13 protein-coding genes, 1 tRNA gene and 1 rRNA gene are annotated in these 19,340 nt (G+C 39.8%); 3 read left to right on the forward strand and 12 right to left on the reverse strand.

Annotation, left to right across the window (positions count from 1 at the left end):
• Positions 1 to 80: 80 nt before the first annotated feature.
• The 7 genes from IGK53_RS08525 to IGK53_RS08555 all read right to left on the reverse strand — a co-directional run bounded on the left by IGK53_RS08525 (position 81) and on the right by IGK53_RS08555 (position 7,253).
• Positions 81 to 153 (reverse strand) — tRNA-Ala (locus IGK53_RS08525).
• 76 nt (positions 154 to 229) lie between these two features.
• Positions 230 to 1,790 (reverse strand): 16S ribosomal RNA (locus tag IGK53_RS08530).
• Positions 1,791 to 2,475: 685 nt separating this feature from the next.
• Entirely contained in the window at positions 2,476 to 3,981 is a 1,506-nt protein-coding gene (locus tag IGK53_RS08535; protein WP_002329065.1) for a HAMP domain-containing sensor histidine kinase, read from the reverse strand.
• Positions 3,978 to 4,664 carry a response regulator transcription factor gene (locus IGK53_RS08540; protein ID WP_002290973.1) on the reverse strand — a complete coding sequence of 229 codons (687 nt, stop codon included), beginning with the start codon at positions 4,662 to 4,664 and terminating at the stop codon, positions 3,978 to 3,980. The genes IGK53_RS08535 and IGK53_RS08540 overlap by 4 nt, the downstream gene beginning before the upstream one ends.
• A gap of 191 nt (positions 4,665 to 4,855) precedes the next feature.
• Positions 4,856 to 6,277, reverse strand: coding sequence for an NADP-dependent phosphogluconate dehydrogenase (gene gndA / locus IGK53_RS08545; protein WP_002290971.1), 1,422 nt, complete (start codon positions 6,275 to 6,277; stop codon positions 4,856 to 4,858).
• Between the two features lie 169 nt (positions 6,278 to 6,446).
• Positions 6,447 to 6,626, reverse strand: coding sequence for a 50S ribosomal protein L32 (gene rpmF / locus IGK53_RS08550; RefSeq protein WP_002290970.1), 180 nt, complete (start codon positions 6,624 to 6,626; stop codon positions 6,447 to 6,449).
• Positions 6,627 to 6,683: 57 nt separating this feature from the next.
• On the reverse strand, positions 6,684 to 7,253 hold the full coding sequence (locus IGK53_RS08555) for a YceD family protein (protein WP_002290967.1): 570 nt from the start codon (positions 7,251 to 7,253) through the stop codon (positions 6,684 to 6,686).
• Positions 7,254 to 7,438: 185 nt separating this feature from the next.
• Here IGK53_RS08555 and IGK53_RS08560 point away from each other — a divergent pair, with 185 nt between their 5' ends.
• Positions 7,439 to 8,341, forward strand: a complete 903-nt coding sequence (locus IGK53_RS08560) for a LysR substrate-binding domain-containing protein (protein ID WP_002329064.1) — start codon at positions 7,439 to 7,441, stop codon at positions 8,339 to 8,341.
• Positions 8,342 to 8,375: 34 nt separating this feature from the next.
• Here the strand turns inward: IGK53_RS08560 and pyk are convergent, their stop codons facing one another.
• The 3 genes from pyk to dnaE form a co-directional block, all read right to left on the reverse strand.
• Positions 8,376 to 10,160, reverse strand: a complete 1,785-nt coding sequence (gene pyk / locus IGK53_RS08565; RefSeq protein WP_002290965.1) for a pyruvate kinase — start codon at positions 10,158 to 10,160, stop codon at positions 8,376 to 8,378.
• A 73-nt stretch (positions 10,161 to 10,233) separates the two neighbouring features.
• Positions 10,234 to 11,196: a 6-phosphofructokinase gene (gene pfkA / locus IGK53_RS08570; RefSeq protein WP_002310395.1), complete on the reverse strand. Its 963-nt coding sequence runs from the start codon at positions 11,194 to 11,196 to the stop codon at positions 10,234 to 10,236.
• Positions 11,197 to 11,363: 167 nt separating this feature from the next.
• On the reverse strand, positions 11,364 to 14,675 hold the full coding sequence (dnaE, locus tag IGK53_RS08575; RefSeq protein ID WP_002329063.1) for a DNA polymerase III subunit alpha: 3,312 nt from the start codon (positions 14,673 to 14,675) through the stop codon (positions 11,364 to 11,366).
• Positions 14,676 to 14,900: 225 nt separating this feature from the next.
• Between dnaE and IGK53_RS08580 the strand changes: the two genes are divergently transcribed.
• Positions 14,901 to 15,086, forward strand: coding sequence for a YjzD family protein (locus tag IGK53_RS08580; RefSeq protein ID WP_002290959.1), 186 nt, complete (start codon positions 14,901 to 14,903; stop codon positions 15,084 to 15,086).
• A 60-nt stretch (positions 15,087 to 15,146) separates the two neighbouring features.
• Here the strand turns inward: IGK53_RS08580 and IGK53_RS08585 are convergent, their stop codons facing one another.
• The gene (locus IGK53_RS08585) at positions 15,147 to 16,343 is read right to left on the reverse strand and encodes a multidrug efflux MFS transporter (RefSeq protein ID WP_002329062.1); all 1,197 of its coding nucleotides are present in this window, start codon (positions 16,341 to 16,343) and stop codon (positions 15,147 to 15,149) included.
• A 169-nt stretch (positions 16,344 to 16,512) separates the two neighbouring features.
• On the reverse strand, positions 16,513 to 17,949 hold the full coding sequence (locus IGK53_RS08590) for an NCS2 family permease (RefSeq protein WP_002310391.1): 1,437 nt from the start codon (positions 17,947 to 17,949) through the stop codon (positions 16,513 to 16,515).
• Between the two features lie 292 nt (positions 17,950 to 18,241).
• Here IGK53_RS08590 and IGK53_RS08595 point away from each other — a divergent pair, with 292 nt between their 5' ends.
• Positions 18,242 to 19,051: a Cof-type HAD-IIB family hydrolase gene (locus IGK53_RS08595; RefSeq protein ID WP_002329061.1), complete on the forward strand. Its 810-nt coding sequence runs from the start codon at positions 18,242 to 18,244 to the stop codon at positions 19,049 to 19,051.
• Positions 19,052 to 19,340 lie beyond the last annotated feature (289 nt).

The raw sequence follows: 19,340 nt of genomic DNA on the forward strand, positions 1-19,340 counted from the left end.
GGTGTTCTCGGTTTGTATTACTTACATTTACTTCAAATATCCAGTTTTCAATGAACAAATTTAACAACTAATGTTGTTAATGGAGCCTAGCGGGATCGAACCGCTGACCTCCTGCGTGCAAAGCAGGCGCTCTCCCAGCTGAGCTAAGGCCCCGTTTTAAATTGAGAGTAAACCTCTCAAAACTGAACAAAGTAAAAACAAATTGTGTAGTCTCCGTAATATTCCTTAGAAAGGAGGTGATCCAGCCGCACCTTCCGATACGGCTACCTTGTTACGACTTCACCCCAATCATCTATCCCACCTTAGGCGGCTGGCTCCAAAAAGGTTACCTCACCGACTTCGGGTGTTATAAACTCTCGTGGTGTGACGGGCGGTGTGTACAAGGCCCGGGAACGTATTCACCGCGGCGTGCTGATCCGCGATTACTAGCGATTCCGGCTTCATGCAGGCGAGTTGCAGCCTGCAATCCGAACTGAGAGAAGCTTTAAGAGATTAGCTTAGCCTCGCGACTTCGCAACTCGTTGTACTTCCCATTGTAGCACGTGTGTAGCCCAGGTCATAAGGGGCATGATGATTTGACGTCATCCCCACCTTCCTCCGGTTTGTCACCGGCAGTCTTGCTAGAGTGCCCAACTGAATGATGGCAACTAACAATAAGGGTTGCGCTCGTTGCGGGACTTAACCCAACATCTCACGACACGAGCTGACGACAACCATGCACCACCTGTCACTTTGCCCCCGAAGGGGAAGCTCTATCTCTAGAGTGGTCAAAGGATGTCAAGACCTGGTAAGGTTCTTCGCGTTGCTTCGAATTAAACCACATGCTCCACCGCTTGTGCGGGCCCCCGTCAATTCCTTTGAGTTTCAACCTTGCGGTCGTACTCCCCAGGCGGAGTGCTTAATGCGTTAGCTGCAGCACTGAAGGGCGGAAACCCTCCAACACTTAGCACTCATCGTTTACGGCGTGGACTACCAGGGTATCTAATCCTGTTTGCTCCCCACGCTTTCGAGCCTCAGCGTCAGTTACAGACCAGAGAGCCGCCTTCGCCACTGGTGTTCCTCCATATATCTACGCATTTCACCGCTACACATGGAATTCCACTCTCCTCTTCTGCACTCAAGTCTCCCAGTTTCCAATGACCCTCCCCGGTTGAGCCGGGGGCTTTCACATCAGACTTAAGAAACCGCCTACGCTCGCTTTACGCCCAATAAATCCGGACAACGCTTGCCACCTACGTATTACCGCGGCTGCTGGCACGTAGTTAGCCGTGGCTTTCTGGTTAGATACCGTCAAGGGATGAACAGTTACTCTCATCCTTGTTCTTCTCTAACAACAGAGTTTTACGATCCGAAAACCTTCTTCACTCACGCGGCGTTGCTCGGTCAGACTTTCGTCCATTGCCGAAGATTCCCTACTGCTGCCTCCCGTAGGAGTTTGGGCCGTGTCTCAGTCCCAATGTGGCCGATCACCCTCTCAGGTCGGCTATGCATCGTGGCCTTGGTGAGCCGTTACCTCACCAACTAGCTAATGCACCGCGGGTCCATCCATCAGCGACACCCGAAAGCGCCTTTCAAATCAAAACCATGCGGTTTCGATTGTTATACGGTATTAGCACCTGTTTCCAAGTGTTATCCCCTTCTGATGGGCAGGTTACCCACGTGTTACTCACCCGTTCGCCACTCCTCTTTTTCCGGTGGAGCAAGCTCCGGTGGAAAAAGAAGCGTACGACTTGCATGTATTAGGCACGCCGCCAGCGTTCGTCCTGAGCCAGGATCAAACTCTCATAAAAAGTTCGAACAATCTTGCGATTGTTAAGCTCAATTTGTTTGCTAGCATATTGCTTGCTTGTTAAAAATGTTTGTTGTCTTGAATCGAATCAAGACGCCCTACACATTTGGTTTGTCTTACTTTGTTCAGTTTTCAAAGGTCTAATCTTTTTGTTTCAACAACTCTTTAATCTTATCAGATTCAGAAGAGAACGTCAACAACTTCTTTGTTTTTTTTCTAAATGTCTTTATCGCTCATTAGCAGCGACTTGATTATCGTATCATTTCGATCGTTATTTGTCAATAACTTTTTTGAAGTTTTTTTCGATAAAATCAAGCTTTATAAGCTTTCTCATCTAAGCGACTTCGTTATTATAACACGATATCAAAAGTGCGTCAACACTATTTTTTATAATTTTTAGCGACACCTTAAAGGAATCATTTAGAACAAATAATAATATAGCAATCTCTTTATAAAATTGCAATAGAAAATTCCCTATTTTTCTTTATTATTTTTAAAGACGAATATTAAAGTGTTTTTATTGTTTTTTGTTCACATAAAAGCTATTTACAATTTATCAACGAATGTTATTCTATTTTATTGTTCGCTAAATTTCTTTATAATGACCATCCTAAATTTCTTATCTGCTTGTATTTGGCTTCCTCTTTCTTAATGGATAATATAAAAAAACAAGCAAAGCACATGCTTTACTTGTCTTCTGTTTTTGCGATAGGAATAAAAATTCTAAAGATAGTCCCTTGCCCAACTACGCTTTCTGCTAAGATACGACCTTTGTAGTTTTCAACCAATTGTTTTGCGATAGACAATCCCAGACCATTTCCGCCCTTCGTTCTAGCCCTCGCTTTATCCACACGATAAAAACGATTGAAGATCTTATTAAGGTCTTCTTTGGGTATTCCTTCACCAAAGTCCTGTATAGCAATCTCAAATTCATTCAGAGTAGAAGAAATAGAGATATGGACTTCTTTTCGTGTAGTTGAATACTTTACTGCGTTATCCAATATGATAATGATTAATTGCTCAAAGTGATTACGATAAATTTGCAGGGTCACTTCTTTTGTCAAATCATCATCTAAAGTAATCACATAGTCTGGGTATAATATCTTGAAATTATTATAAACTTGATAGGTGACTTCTTTTCCTTTAGTTGTTTCATTTGCATAATGGACATCTACTTGTTCTGCTCTAGATAAGTCTAGCATCTCTTGAACTAAGCTTTTCATGCGGCTGATTTCTTGCATGCTGGCGCTTAATGATTCTTCCAATATTTCAGGATCATCTTTCCCCCAACGATTTAGCAGACTAAGATGCCCTTCAATGATTGCTACAGGAGTTCTTAACTCATGAGAGACGTCTTCCACGAACTGCTCTTGTTGTTCGATATACAAACGCATGCGGTCAAGCATCTCATTGAATATTTCAGCTAAATCTGCCAATTCATCATTCGTGTCGATTTCAGGCATGTGGATATCTGATTGCGGATCTTTACGTATAGTATCCATTGTATCTCTGAGTACCTTGAGTGGTTTCAAGAAGTAAGAAGATAAAAAGAAACCTAAAATACTACTTAAAATCAAAGAAACGACTTCTAAAACAATAAGAGTCAATAATAGCTTATTTCGGATATCATAGAAAGAAGATAATTCATAGAAGCTTTGCGCATAACCAATCTTTTCTCTTGTTCCTTTAGAATATATAGGCTGTATAGATAAAAAGCCAGTTTTCCCTTCTAGTGTAACAATCGTTGGCACTTTACGTGTTGTTTGGATCAAGTTTCGACTGTTTTCGTGAGTTTTGAAAATCAAATTCTCATCTAAATCATACACATAAAGACCCATCGAAGGCTGCCCTAGCTCAGCTATAAAGGAATCAATCTTCATTAAGTTTCCTTCGACCAGTGAAGTATGATCTATGACCTCATCTCCGTCATTTGTCGCTTTTGTCAGATTACGATACGTATTCACTAATGTCAGTTCTTCATCCGAGTTAGCCAAACGAGAGGCTACTTCTGAAATCGTACGTTCTACATTGTTTCTTTCTTTTGCAACAATCAGATTGATAGATGATTTATAGGTAATGACCGCAAAAATTGTAAACACGACGAATATGAAGAAAGAACTCGCAAAGGCCCACTTGATTGTCAAGGAGGGCCCTTTCAGTTCTCTTTTTTCCGATTTTTTCGGCTTTATCACGAGCGCATCACATAACCTGTTCCGCGGACAGTTTGGATATAGCTTTCCTCCCCTGGAACGTCAATTTTATTGCGAAGATAACGAATATATACATCCACTACGTTTGTTTCAACTTCCGTTTCGTATCCCCACACTTTATTTAGTAAAACATCACGTGCTAATACCACGTTCACGTTTTCCATTAAAGTAAGTAGCAATTCGTATTCTCTTTTTGTTAGTTCAATTACTTCGTTTCCGCGACGTACGACACGGTTTTCTTTTTCGATAGTCAAATCACGATAAGTAATAGTGGTTTGTTTTGCCACATTTTTGTCACCTTCAATATCGATTCGACGCAACAATGCTCGAAGACGCGCTAATAGTTCTTCGATAGCAAATGGTTTGACGATGTAGTCATCTGCTCCATGGTCAAGTCCCGATACACGATCAATTACAGAATCTCTTGCAGTCATCATAATGATTGGTGTATTTTTGACTTGGCGTACGCGTCTGCAGACTTCTAAACCGTTCAATTCTGGAAGCATCAGGTCCAACAATATGGCATCCCACTCATTATTTAATGCCGCATCTAAACCAGTACGACCGTTGTAATGGACTTCTGCGTTATACCCTTCATGCTTCAACTCTAGCTCGACAAATCGAGCTAAGTTCTTTTCATCTTCAATGATTAGAATATTACTCATTTATTATTTTATCCTTTCTATCTACTGGCTTTTTAAAAACTCTATCATTATACCGATAATCTGCTTAAAAATCTATAGTCATTTTATCATGAATAGCAGTTTTAAAAAAGAGCTGAAGTCTACTCATAACAATCGACTTCAGCTCTTTCGTCCTCTTTTTATTTTCTCATTTCCTAACAGCCGAAAGACTATTATTCTTCATGGTACCATGAGTAATGGAAGATTCCTTCTTTGTCGACACGTTCATATGTGTGTGCGCCAAAGTAATCGCGCTGGGCTTGGATTATATTTGCAGGCAGACGTTCTGCTCTGTATGAATCGAAGTAAGCGATGGCTGATGAGAAAGTTGGTACAGGTACGCCAGCTTGGACAGCCAAGGCAACGACGTCTCGGACTGATTGCTGATATTTTTTCGTGATTTCAACGAAATAATCATCTAGCAATAAATTTTCGATCTCAGGATTTTTGTCATAAGCATCCGTGATTTTTTGCAAGAATCGAGCTCGGATGATACATCCAGCACGCCAGATTTTTGCGATTTCGCCAAATGGCAAATCCCAATCAAATTCTTTTGAAGCGACACGTAATTGAGCAAATCCTTGGGCATAACTCATGATTTTACTGAAATACAACGCTTCTCGGATTTTTTCGACCAATTCTTTTTTGTCTCCTGTGAACTCAAAATCGTTCGTACGAGACAAAATTTTACTTGCTTGTACGCGTTCTTCTTTGTAAGCAGAAATGTAACGGGCAAATACAGATTCAGTAATCAATGGAAGTGGCACGCCTAAGTCAAGCGCACTTTGGCTTGTCCATTTACCTGTTCCTTTATTTCCAGCTGCATCAAGGATCACATCTACGACTGGTTTACCTGTGCCTTCATCGTCTTTTCGAGTCAGGATGTCAGCTGTGATTTCGATCAGGTAGCTGTCTAATTCACCTTGATTCCATTCTTTAAAGATATCAGCCATTTCTTCTACTGAAAGGTCTAAAATATTCTTCATCAAGTCATAAGATTCAGCAATCAGTTGCATATCTCCATACTCAATACCGTTGTGTACCATTTTCACATAGTGTCCGGCTCCATTTGGGCCAATATAGGTAACACATGGTGCTCCGTCTTCTGCTTTTGCAGAAATTTGCTCTAAGATTGGTGCAACTAGCTCATACGCTTCTTTTTGTCCACCAGGCATGATTGAAGGTCCTTTTAAAGCTCCTTCTTCACCGCCGGAAACGCCTGTACCGATAAAGTTAATACCAGAGTTGGCTAATTCTTCATTACGACGCATCGTATCTTTAAAGAATGTATTTCCTCCGTCAATCAGAATATCGCCTTTATCAAGGTGAGGAAGCAACTCTTGGATTGTTGCATCTGTTGCCGGTCCTGCTTTGACCATCAGAAGAATCCGACGTGGTTTTTCGATTGATTCTACAAATTCTTCGATTGTGTACGTTGCTTTGAAATTTTTATCTGGGTGTTCTTCTACTACAGCGGTTGTTTTAGCCCCTGTACGGTTGAATAAAGCCACTGAATAGCCGCGGCTTTCTATATTCAAGGCTAGATTTTTACCCATAACGGCCATACCGACAACGCCGATTTGTTGTTTTGACATATAAACTCCTCCTACATACGGGATTTCTCCCTAATCTCTTACATTATAGCTTAACACGGCTACAATGCAAACTAAAGAACAACATATTTTTTATTTACCGCTTATAAAAAAATAAACCTCAAGGCTCCATGGTTAGCCTTGAGGTTTTACATTTTCTAATTAAAATGTATTAAGCTTCTTTTGACATTACGTCCTTACCATCATAGTAACCACAATTTGCACATACGTGATGGCTTTTTTTCATTTCACCACAGTTTGGACATTCGTTTAATCCTTTGATTGTCAACTTGTAGTGTGTACGACGTTTTGCTTTTTTAGCTTTTGATGTTCTTCTAGCTGGTACTGCCATTTTGCTACACCTCCTTGTAAAGTCTTGCACCTATAATAGATACAATATATTCCAATCTTACTTGTTATCGTCGTTTTTTGATTCAGAATCAAAAAGTTCAGATAGTTTTGCAAGACGAGGATCAATTTTATTCTCGGCTTCTTCCATTTTTCTGCGTTGGTATTCTTCTTCGGAAACAACTTCCCAATCATTGCCTTTTGGAAGTTCTGTCGCTGCTTCCTCTTCTTTTGTCAATACCCGCATCGGAATCGCCAATAAGATGTTGTCTTCAATTGACTCTGCTAAATTCAATAACGGACCTTCAATCAGCAAAATCTCATCTGCAGACATTTGCTCATCTCTGCTTTGGAATTGTTCTTCTGTCATGAATACTTCGTCTACAGAAAAATCCATCGGCAGTTCAACAGGTTCTAGCGAACGTGTTGAAGGAACTGTCAAAGTCGTCTGCACAGTGTAATGAACGATATAGCCTTTCTTATCAACTGAGACCAAACCTTCGACTTCCACTGGCGCAACATCAAGTATTAAATTGTCTCGCTTCATGAGAGCGGCTTTCAAGTCGAGCGTCTCATGAAAAGTTAACGGTGTCTCCTGGTATTTTCTCAATTCCAATAAAGACCATTTCATTTTTCATCACTCCTAAGCAACAAAAGCAATTATACAGGGCAAAAACCATGTTGTCAATGAAATTTTCTTGACACCTTGCAGTTCATAAAAAAACAGAAATATCTTTAACAGAAAGCCTCTGTTTGCTATCATCTTTAGAATCATTTACAATAATCATTATTCTATCAAAGGAGCAGATGATCTTTATGAACACGAAAGATATTGAATACTATGTCCAAATCGTCAAACAAAAAAACTTTACGAAAGTGGCTAATTATTTCCGTGTGAGCCAACCTACTATTACATATGCATTACAACGTCTTGAAAAAGAGTTTGACGCCATACTTATTACAAGAGATCGTTCGCATCACGAATTAATCGTCACACCTTCTGGAAAGCAGCTGTTTCTCCATGCACAAGCTATTCTCCAAGAGATTTCTACTGCAAGGGCTGAAATCACTCAGTTACAAAAGAAAAAGCTGCGTTTTGGCATGCCGCCTATTATCGGCAATGAGTACTTTCCAAAACTGTCAGGTTACTTTATCAAGCATGAATTGATGAATCAGATTGAAATCACCGATGGAGGCTCTCGGGACTTATATGGAATGATTCGTCAAGGGAGGATCGATTTAGCCGTATTAGGCTCAACACAGCCAATCGTAGATCAATATTTAGAAACAGAATTACTTTTGGATAAACGTTTCATGATCGTCGTTCCGCCTACTCACCCTCTGGCCCAGCAGAAGGCAGTCTCTTTCAAAGATATATCAGATGAACAGTTTGTGTTATTGAACGAACATTATGTCCACCCAGCAGCATTCACTAAACTTTCTAAACAAACACATACTCAACCAAAAGTTGTTTATCAAAGCAATGATTTGACGATTTTAAAGAGTATGATCCGTGAAAATGTTGGTATCGGTTTTTTGGCAGAGATTGCTGTCCATCCTGAAGATCATTTAGTTTGCCTGCCACTTTCAGATGAAGTTCAGCCTCGCTTCTTGATTTCATTGGCAAAACGAACACAACAGCTTGTCACACCGCTTCAAGAACAAGTAGTCCAAGTCATCCATGAATTCGTTACAGCACAAAAAAACAGCTCTTCGTAAATGAAGAGCTGTTTTTATTTTGTATTAAGCTAAATTAGATAGCTGTTGTTTCGCCACGGTAAACGATGCCGCGACGTGAATCAACAGTAATCAATTCGCCATCAGTAATTGTTGTTGTTGCGCCTTTAGCACCAACGATTACAGGAATATCTTGTGCAATTCCTACAACTGCAGCGTGAGAAGTCAATCCGCCTTCTTCAACGATAACAGCAGCTGCTTTTTCGATTGCAGGCATGTATTCTTTGTCAGTTGATGGTACAACTAGAACCATTCCGTCTTTTGCTTTTTTTACAGCTTCTTCAGCAGATGAAGCAATAACTGCATTTGCAACGACAGATTTTTGTCCAACGCCTTGAGCTTCTAATAATTTAGAACCAATCATTTGAATTTTCATCACGTTAGTTGTTCCGCGTTCGCCAACTGGTACACCAGCAGTGATCAAGATTAAATCGCCTTCTGATGCGAAACCTAATTCAACAGCTTTTTTAGCTGCTAGTTCAAACATTTCATCAGTTGTTGATGGTTTTTCAGCAACTGTTGGGTAAACACCCCAGTTTAACATCAAACCGCGTTTTGTGCGTTCGTCAAAAGTAACAGCCAAGATATCTGCATCTGGGCGATATTTTGAAATCATTTTTGCAGTGTAGCCTGATTCAGTTGCAGCAACGATTGTTTTGACGCCTAGATTTTTTGCAGCACGAGCTACAGATAAACCGATTGTTTCAGTTACATCTGTTTTATCGAATTCGTTCAATTGGAATGTACCTAATTCTGATAATGCATTTTCAGCTTCTTGGTCGATACGTGCCATTGTTGAAACAGCTTCAACTGGGTAGTCTCCGTTTGCAGATTCACCAGATAACATTGTTGCATCTGTTCCGTCAAATACAGCATTGGCAACGTCAGAAGCTTCCGCACGTGTTGGACGTGGGTTTTCTTGCATTGATTCTAACATTTGTGTAGCAGTGATAACTGGGATACCAGCAGCGTTACATTTTTTGATGATACGTTTTTGAACCATTGGTACTAGTTCAGCTGGGATTTCCACACCCATATCTCCACGGGCAATCATAACACCGTCAGAAACTTTGATGATTTCGTCAATGTTGTCGATACCTTCTTGAGATTCGATTTTAGGGAAGATTTGAACATGAGTCATGTCTTTTTCTTCTAAAATTTCGCGAATATCTAGAACGTCTTGTGCTTTACGTACAAAACTTGCAGCGATAAAGTCGATATCGTTGTCTAAACCAAAACGAATATCGTCCGCATCTTTTGGAGTAATACCTGGCAAACTGATAGAAACGCCTGGTGCATTTACCCCTTTACGTGATCCTAGCATACCTGCATTTTTAACTTCTACGACTAATTCACGGTTTGCTTCGTCTTTTTCAATGATTTCCATGTCGATCAAGCCATCATCGAATAAAACGTGTCCGCCTACGTGAACATCGTCAAATAATCCTGGGTAAGTAACCGCGATTTTTTCTTTTGAACCTACATGTTCAGGATCCATAGAGATGCGTGTTTGATCTCCTACTTCAAATTTGATGTATCCTGCACGACCAAAATCAGCTTCTGTTGTGCCTTGAACAGTTGTACGGATTTCAGCTCCTTTTGTATCTAAAAGAATACCGACATCTTTTCCTGTCTTTTTAACTGCTTCACGGACCATAGTCATACGTGATAATTGTTCTTCATGGTCACCATGAGAAAAGTTAAAGCGGAAGACATTTGCCCCAGATTCAATCAATTGAGAAATAATTTCTACTGAGTTACTTGCTGGTCCTAATGTACTAACGATTTTGGTTTTTTTCATTTAAAAAACTCTCCCATTCAATTTTGTTTATTTAAAGCTGTACACAGCTTAAATAGCTTGGTTTCTTTCACTCTTAAAATGAAAGTGAATTATTTAGATCATATAATGATAAGTCTGGTTTATGCTTGTTGTTTTCTAGTGTATCAATGATGTCAGCTGCAACGATTTCGTTGTCATGGATACCGACACATAATCCACCTTTTCCTTCTTGAAGCAATTCGACAGCGTAAGCACCGAATTTACTTGCTAAGACGCGGTCGCGTGCGCTTGGTGCTCCACCACGGACAACGTGTCCCAAGATAGATACACGTGTATGATAGTCGCCAAATTCTGAAAGTTTTTCAGCGAATTCATTTCCGCCCATTACACCTTCAGCCAAGATGATCAAGCAATGTTTCTTCCCACGATCACGGCCTTCTTGGATTTTTTTAGCAACTGAAGCCATATCAAAATCATGTTCTGGGATGATGATTTCATCTGCTCCGCCAGCTACACCTGACCATAAAGCGATGTCACCTGCATTGCGTCCCATTACTTCGATAACGAATGTACGAACATGAGAAGTCGCTGTGTCACGAATACGGTCAATTGATTCTAGCACTGTATTGATTGCTGTATCAAAACCGATCGTGAAGTCAGTACCAGGAATATCATTATCGATTGTTCCAGGAATACCTACTGCTGGGAATCCACGTTTTGTCAAAGCCATTGCGCCATGATAAGAACCGTCTCCCCCGATAACCACTAGACCTTCGATCCCGAATTTTTTCAATTGTTCGATTCCTTTTAATTGACCTTCTTCAGTTGCAAATTCTGGATAACGTGCAGAATACAAGAATGTACCACCACGTTGGATCTTGTCACCTACATCTGCCACATCAAGACGACGAATATCTCCAGCAACTAAACCGGCAAACCCATAATTGATCCCGTATACTTCCAGTCCTTCGTAAATACCTTTACGAACAACGGCACGAACAGCTGCATTCATTCCAGGTGCGTCTCCGCCACTGGTCAAAATTCCGATGCGTTTCATAATAAACATTCACCTCATTAAAATACTTTATCCTAAGTATAACTTAGGTTTACAACCATTTTTGCGTTAACCACGACTAACATTCTAACATTATTTTTCTCGCTTGTCTTGATTTACGGATAAAAAAATGAAAAAAAATGAAAGCAAGTAGTATTTTTTACCGTAAGTTATTTGAAAACCACATTATCTTCGCCAAGTAGAGAAACAAGTTGCCCCTTTATACTCTTGCTGTCATCCACCCAATAAGCATCGGACAGAACAACTTTTCGTTGTGTTTTTTCGTGGTACATAATTACTGGAATATATCCTGGGTGTTTCTGAAAAATCCCTTGTAATTGTTTCATTATCTCAGGGTCTTCCCGTTCTTCTGTAATACGCAAATAGCACGTTTGTGAAGGATACTGGGCTTCTAACTGGTTAGGATCAGCAAAGCTTTCTCCAATTAGTTGCAGTTCCTGATTATATTTGCTGATTTCGCTCCGCCCTTGAACAAAGATCACTCGATCAACGGCAAACAAATTACGATATTTACGATAAAGAGTTGGAAAAACCGTGACAGAAATTTCTCCGCTACTATCGGTTCCTTCCACGAAGGCCATCAGTTCGCCTTTTTTTGTCCGAATCTCTCTAACTTCCTTTATCATCAATAGTAAATTGACTGGTTGATTAGGAACGATATCTGTAATCAGCTGAACCTGTTTAGCTAAACGAAGCCGGTCAAACCCTTCTGCAGGATGCCCTGACAAATAAACACCTAAGTATTCCTCTTCCAGCTTCAGTCGTTCTTCTAGTGTATAGTCAGCGACTTCTTCTTCTTTTAATGCCATGATTCCTAGCAAATCTAGACTGCCACCACTGTAAACGATATTTTGGATTTTTCCTTCTAGATCAAGCATCAATTGTTTCCTGTTAGGAGATAATTCATCAAAAACGCCTACTGCTGTCAGTGATTGCAGCAACTCTAATTTCAGCCACCGCTTATCGATCCGTATGAGGAATTGATCCACTGACTGGAACGGGCCATTTTGTTTTCTTTCGTTTAATATATCTTCTACAAAATCACGCCGAATACCTTTTATCGCTGTCAGTCCGAATCTGATTTCTTCCTTATTGACCAACTCAAAACTGGAATTACTTTGATTAATGGACGGCGAGGAAAGTTTGAGTTTATTTTTACGTGCTTCTGCAATATATTCTTTCAATTTTGATGTGTTATGCCGAACAGAATTCATCAGGCTGGTAAAGAAAGCACCTGGATGATGGGCTTTTAGATACGCCATTTGGAATCCCACGAAGGAATAAGCAAATGCATGCGACCGATTGAATCCATAGTTTGCAAATTTTTCAATATATTCATATACAGTCACTGCTGTTTTTTCCGAATATCCTTGTTGTAATGCTCCTGATACAAAATGCGACTTTTCTTCATCTAATACGTCTTTTTTCTTTTTACTAACTGCCCGCCTCAAAATATCTGACTGTCCTAATGTAAATCCAGCCATAGTCGAGGCGATTTGCATGATTTGTTCCTGATAGACAATCACCCCGTATGTGTTTTTCAAAATCTGGATCAGGGAATCATCGGGGTAGCGAATGGCTTCTTTTCCTTTTTTTCTGGCAATGAAGGTATCGATATTTTGCATAGGACCTGGACGATACAACGCATTGACTGCGGCAATATCTTCGATGTTTTCTGGTCCTAATCTTCGTAAAACGTTTCGAATACCAGCAGATTCAAATTGAAACACTCCTGAAGTTTCGCCTCGTTGAAACAAGAGTAGCGTTTTTGCATCATTTAATGGAATCTCTTTTAATCGGATTTCCTGCCCTTCTACTCGCTTAACAGCCTTTAAAGTAAAATCAATAATTGATAAATTGCGTAGTCCTAGAAAGTCCATTTTCAAAAGACCGATGGCTTCTACCTCATTCATCGTATACTGGGTCAGAAAAGCTTCATCAGAACCGCGTTGGAGCGGTACTAATTCAAGTAGATTCTTATCGCTGATAACTACCCCTGCTGCGTGAGTCGAAACGTGTCTTGGCAATCCTTCTAAAATCACTGCGGTTTTGAATAAAAGCTGGTTTTTTTCGCTTGCCTGAACTAATTCTACTAGTTGACGCGATGTTTTGTAGGCTTGGGTCAATGTGATTTTCAGCTGGTTTGGTATTGCTTTTGACCAGCGGTTTGCTTCACTTTGTGACAGACCAAACACTCTAGCGGCATCTCTAAGAACCATTTTTGCAGCCATTGTACCAAATGTCGCGATTTGCGCCATGTGATATTGTCCATACTTTTCTCGAACATAATTCAATACTTCCTCACGTCGGTTGTCAGGAATATCCAAATCAATATCCGGCATCGTAAAACGTTCAGGATTTAAAAATCGTTCGAATAGCAAGTCATACTCTAATGGATCCACATCTGTGATTTCTAACACATAGGCTACTAATGAACCAGCAGCAGAACCACGGCCTGCACCGGTAACGATTTTATTTCTATGAGCAAAAGCCATTACATCCCATACGATCAGGAAATAATCATCGAATCCCATTTGATGGATGACAGATAACTCATAGTCCAAACGTTCTCGGTACTCCTTTGTATAATCAACGATCCGATGTTCTACTTGCGAGTAGCATAGCTCTCTTAAATATTCTCCAGCTTGTTTTCCTTGAGGGACAGGATAGTGTGGGAGTAATTTCTGATGAAACTGAAATTCAAATGAAATCGATTCGGCTAAGCGCTGAGCACCTATTACAGCTTGTGAAAGACCTGCTTCTTCGAATCGTTTGATCATTTCTTGTTCTGAAAGCAGGTAACCATTTGCTGATGGTAAAGGTGCAGATAAACTTTCTAAAGGCATCTGACTTCCCTCTTTGATATGCTTCATCACTTCAAGCGCAAAAAGGTCTTCTTGCTGTAAACTAGCGATTGGATGCAATGCACAAAGCGGATAATTTTCTTTTGTCACATACTGATACCATTCAGGCAATTGATCAGGCGTATTTTCTGACAATCCGATATAAAAATCTTTAGCGAAAACATTTTCAAGCAAAAACTGCCAATGACTGAAAAAATGTTCCTCTTTATTGAAAGCCTCAGAAACAGAATGATTTGCCGGAACGACAAACACTAGATGGTCGGTTTCTATCATATCATCAAGTGCCATTTTTTCTTGGATCATTTTTCGACTGGAAAGTTTCATCAGCTGCTGATAACCTGTCTCATCTTTTGCGTACGCAAGCAAACCATAATTTTTTTCTTCATAAGTATAACTAAGATGTAATCCAATGATTGGCTGTATTCCTTCTTCTACACAAATACGATAGAATTCAGGTGCACCGTATAAGACATCTTTATCCGTTATGGCTAATGAAGTGTAGCCTCGTTTTTTTGCTTCTTGTACATATTCTCGAATACGGATCGTACTTTGTAAAAGAGAATAAGAAGTAATTGTATAAAGTTGTGGGAAAAACATCTTGCATTCCGCCTTTTTTTTCGTTAAAATTCACTAGCGTTAAAAGGTCTGATCCTTTTACTTTCATTAAATAACAAGTGCTGAAGTTGATTGTTCTACTTCATTTGCTTCTAGTCTGTAGGAATGAGTTCTTTCACAAGAACTCGAATTTTATTGAGATTTAGTCTCGTTTCTTTACATTCAAAGAAAATCTGGTAAAATTAAGATAGAAAAGAGGTGTTCTTTATGCGATATATCGTTACATTATTCTGGGCTGTCGTTCTAGGTCAAGTAGTCGGTTATATTGGTGCTGCATTAACAAGCGGAACATATGATTTTACTTTGACAACAATCATTTCATTAATTGCGGGTGTCATTATCCTTTTGATTGGTGCAGTTGCGCCAAGAAAAGAAACCTCTGCCCATTCGTAAAAAACCAGCCAAGAGCTTGAGATATCTCAAGCTCTTTTTTATTTCCAATTTTCACCACTATTATAATCTACTGCGAAGAACTTTACGAAAATTGAATAGAGAAAGAAGAATATTTGACAGGACGAATAAACTTGTCACAATAAAAACAGCACTGTAATTATAAGCATGCGCAACTGTCGACCCCAGCATGGGTCCTAGAACCTGTCCAAAGTTACTGAACATCTGATTATAGCTATAGATTCGGCTAACCCCTTCTTGTGGCGTGATCTTACTGATCAGTGTATTGACAGAAGGCATCAAAGCACCAGTTGAAAAGCCTAAAATAAAACGAAGTATACCTAATTGGAGTGGTGTCGTGACAAACGCCATGGGCAAATAACAGCAAAATGATAAGATGAGTCCGCCAATTAAAACTTTTTGATTCCCAATCTTATCCCCTAGTTTTCCTAGTTTTGGTGAAGAAAAGACTGCAGAAACACCAGCTATCGAAACAATCAAGCCGCTGACAAACAGGATATTTTCTGTACTTCCGCTTAACTCACGAATATATAAGGTCAAAATAGGGCTGATCGTAGTGATCCCTATCTGTAAAATCAAGGTCGTGATGAAGAGACCAATCAAAATAGAGAGATGATCCATTTTTGAAAAAATTTCTTTGGTGCTTATCAGATCTTTTTTCTCGATTGGATGGAAATCTTCTTTGACTAAGAAGATGGTCAGCACCGTTGTGATCATCAACAAAGCCCCTGTGATCAAGAATACATTTTCCATACCAAACCACTCAGCCAATGCACCGCCCATTGAAGGTCCGATCAGATTCCCAGCAATCGCTCCGGTGGATAATGTTCCTAACGCCCATCCGCTCTTTTCTCTAGGCGCTTGTGAAGCAATCATTGCTGTTGCATTTGGAATATACCCAGACAAAATCCCGTTCCAAAAACGCATGATCAAAAGCCAATACGCGTTCGGCACAAAAGCTAAAGAACCCATCGTCAACGTCATCCCAGCTGCTGCACGGATCATCATGAGTTTTCGACCTTTTCGATCAGCTAGATTTCCCCAGATTGGTGCAACCACGGCAGATGCAAAAGCAGTAACAGAGATTGCTAGTCCCGAAAACAATTCGATTTGATCTTTTGGTGTTCCTAGTTGCTCAACATAAACTGGTATGAATGGCATAACTAAACTAATACTTGCACCAGTGAAAAAACAGCCAATCCACGCAATCACTAAATTTTTTCTCCAATTAATCTCCATCTATCATCCCTCTTTCGTCTCTTTTATCATACCTATTTTCGAATAAACAAGCAACGATCTCGCTAGTAAAAAGAGAAAAATCCCACAAAGATCATTTTATATGTAACGTTCTTTTTATGTAAAACAAAAAGAGACCAGAACAAATGCTGTTCCAATCCCTTCTCTTTATTTAAATCGTTGCTAGAATGATGAAGTTGATGATGAATAAAATATCAACAATCCACAAAGCAACAGAAACTTCATTGAATTTTCCTTTGATTACTTTGACAATTGTATAGAAAATAAATCCTGCTGCAATCCCATAAGAAATGCTATAGCACAATCCCATAAAGATCGATGCAAAGAAGGCTGGTAAAGCTTCTTCCATATCTAGCCATTTGATGTCTGCAAAAGAAGCCATCATCATTACCCCGACCAAAATCAGTGCTGGCGCAGTTGCTTGATTTGGTACGATAGCGATCAGCGGGGAGAACAAACTACTTAATGCGAATAGCACTGCCACTACTACTGAAGTCAAACCAGTACGTCCACCGGCCCCGATCCCAGCTGCAGATTCGACATAAGTTGTTGTATTCGATGTACCAAAGATAGCACCTACGGAAGTAGCGATTGCATCGGCAAATAGCGCTTTATCCATTTTTGTTTTGAACCCGCGACCATCTTCCAATGCGATCTCGTCCTCTTTTGAGAAAATACCTGTGCGGCGTCCTGTACCGATAAATGTTCCGATCGTATCGAATGTATCAGATAAACTGAATGCGATGATTGTCATCAATACTTGAGGGATCTTGGAAGAATCACTGAATAATGATTGCATTCCTTCAGAACCAAATGCTGCACCGAACGTTGTTCCTAATTCTTTAAATGAATTGCCTAACGAATTCGTTTGCCAATCAATGGAACTTAAATCAACAACACCCATAAAAATCCCAAGGACTGTGGTCGCTACGATACCGATAAGAATAGCACCACGGACGTTTTTTACAACTAAAATGGCTGTCAGTACCAAACCAATCACGGCTAACAAGATAGGTGCGTTGTCAAAATTGGCTAACGCGGGAACGATTCCGCCATTTATCGTAACATTTGTTGCTTTTCCACCTTCAACGACAGAACTCGAAATAGCAGATTGGTCTGCTGAAAAAGATAAGAATCCTGCATTTTTGATCCCGACATACGCAACGAAAATACCGATTCCGCCACCAATCGCATGTTGAAGACTTTCAGGAATCGCCCGAATGATCATCTTTCGGATATTTGTAACAGTAATAAAAATGTTGATTAATCCGCAAATAAAAACCATTGCCAGGGCTTGTTGCCAAGAATAGCCAAGCCCGAAAACGACCGTAAAAGTGAAAAATGCGTTCAATCCCATACCAGGTGCCTGAGCATATGGGACATTCGCGAACAATCCCATGACTAGCGTACCAATGATTGATGCAATGATTGTGGCTAGAAATACTGCTTGGAACGGCATACCTGATGCTGATAAAATCGTCGGATTTACGAATAAGATATAACTCATGGCAAAGAATGTCGTTACTCCCGCCATTATTTCAGTTGATACATTTGTATTGTTTTTCTTTAAACCGAAAAACTTTTCCATAAAAAGTTCCACTCCCTGAATTTTTTTCTGATGGAAAACTATAATAATAATAAATATGCAAAATATGGCAAATCCATCGAACAATTTCAAATTATATAGACGTTTCATTCGTTTTTCAACGTTTTTTTAACAAAAAAACCGAAAACAATACTTAATGTTCGTGTTTAGCTCGTATTCATTTATTTACATAGCCATAACTGTATTTTTTGTTAGGAATAACTGATTGCTCTTGTTAATTACCTAAAATATGCTAGACTAAAACAAATGCTAGTTGAGGAAGGAAGGACCTTTATTGAATAAAAAATTAATTGCCATCGATCTGGACGGAACTACCCTCAATCAAGATTCGATGATTACATCTAAAACAAAAGAGACTCTGAAAAAAGCAATCAATGCCGGTCATCATGTCAGTATTGCTACAGGACGCCCATTCCGAATGAGCCATCAGTTTTACCAACAATTAGAATTAACAACACCGATGGTTAATTTTAACGGCGCATTAGTACACATCCCTAATCAGCACTGGGATGGTGAAAGAGAAACGTTGATCAATCGTGAAATCGCTTTTGAAATCTTATCGCAAAAAAAGCAGCTAAATTTAGATTTTATCGCTGCTGAAAATCGTGATACTTTTTTTATTGACAGTTTTGATTTCTTTGATGAAAAAATTTTTGCTTCTTCTCGTCCAGGAGAGAAGAATTTGCTTTCTCCTAAAAATTTGACGACAAATCCTACGTCTTTGCTTGTCCGAACAGACAAACGTTTTGCAGGAGCTGTATCTGCTGAATTAACACGTCAATTTGGCAGTTATGTCGATGTTCGGACATGGGGTGGACCTACTGCCATCTTAGAGATTGTTTCAAAAGGAATCCAAAAAGCAAAAGGCGTGCAAGAGATTGCTAACTACCTGTCTATCGATCAAAAAGACGTCATTGCCTTTGGTGACGAGCATAATGATTTGGAATTGTTGGATTATGCAGGTTGGGGAGTAGCTATGACTAACGGTACTGATCAACTCAAAGGCATTGCAAATGATGTCACTCCTTTGAGCAATCAGGAAGACGGTTTAGCTGTTTATCTGGAAAAACTACTTAAACTATAATAGAGAATTAGATTCCACAAAAAAGAGGTTGTGACAATTTTTGTCACAACCTTTTTTGCCGAGTAAACGGTGTTCTCCTGCCAACTCCTCAATCACAAGTCACAATATTCATAAAACATGAGAAGCTGTTTTTTTGAACTTGTTCCTTGTGACTCGGAGCTGAATGGCAGGCCCACGACCTCTTGATAAACGGCGTTCAATCAGCTGTCCTTCGGTATTAGCTCAAAAACGGCAAAATATGAGAAGCTATTTTTCCGTTTTGTTTCTCTAATACTCAGGTCAGGGCGCT

Origin of the sequence: Enterococcus sp. DIV1224 (assembly GCF_050555455.1) — a bacterium.
Classification (GTDB): Bacteria; Bacillota; Bacilli; order Lactobacillales; family Enterococcaceae; genus Enterococcus_B; species Enterococcus_B lactis.